Consider the following 1,036-nt stretch of genomic DNA (forward strand, 5'->3'; position numbering starts at 1 on the left):
GGATCGCTGCCGGACCGAACCGCCGGCCCTGCGCACGGTCGCCGGCCGGTCGGTCGCCTGCCATTTCCCGCTGGGCGGCTGAAACCGGCCGGCCCGGAGGATGCGCTTGCATGCTGTTGCCGATACGTTACGATCCGCCGGGCGGGTGGAGGCATGACGATGGCAGGCGGCTGGATCGGGCGCAGGGACATGATGGCCGGCATCGGCGCCGCCGGCCTGCTGGGCGGACGGGCCCGCGCGGCGGCCCAGCCGTTCCGGTTCCTGACGAACTGGTACGCGCAGGCCGAACATGCGGGGTTCTACCAGGCGGCGGCCAAGGGGTTCTACGCCGCCGAGGGACTGGACGTGACGATGGAGGCCGGCGGCCCGCAGGTCAACGGCGCGCAATTGCTGCTGGCCGGGCATTACGACATGATCATCGGCGGCGCGGACGAGGCGATGACCGCGCGCAGCCGCGGCATGCCGATGACCGCCGTCGCCACGACCTTCCAGAAATCGCTGGGCGGGTTGCTGGCCCACGCCGATATCGGCCGGCTGGAGGACCTGCGCGGCCACACGATCCTGCTCAGCACCGAGGTACGCGCCGCGGTATGGCCCTATCTGCGCCGGCGCTTCGGGTTCGATGACGGGCAGGTGCGGCCCTACGCCTATGACATCCGGCCCTTCGTGCTGGATCCGGGGGTGGCGATCCAGGCTTTCGCCACCTCGGAACCCTATGCGGTGCAGCAGAAGGGCATCCCGTATAAATTCTTCATGCTGGCCGATTACACCGTCGAGAATTACGGCAACGCGCTGGTGACCACCGAGGCGGTGCTGGGGACCAGGCGCGATGCGATCGCCCGGTTCCTGCGCGCCAGCATGCGCGGCTGGGCCGACTGGCTGGCCCATGATCCGTCGCCCGCCAATGACGCGATCCGCAAGGCCAACCCGATGATGTCCGAGGCGCAGATCCTGTGGTCGCGCGGGATCTTCCTGTCGCTGGGGGTCTTCGGCGCCGCCGGCACGCCGATCGGCCCGATGGCGCCGGCCCGCTGCC

1 protein-coding gene is annotated in these 1,036 nt (G+C 70.3%); it reads left to right on the forward strand.

Annotation, left to right across the window (positions count from 1 at the left end):
- Window positions 1-159: 159 nt before the first annotated feature.
- The coding region (locus tag HUK84_RS19815; protein WP_218064480.1) for an ABC transporter substrate-binding protein at window positions 160-1,036 on the forward strand (877 nt) is incomplete at its 3' end.

This window comes from Nguyenibacter vanlangensis (assembly GCF_013376155.1).
GTDB lineage: Bacteria > Pseudomonadota > Alphaproteobacteria > Acetobacterales > Acetobacteraceae > Gluconacetobacter > Gluconacetobacter vanlangensis.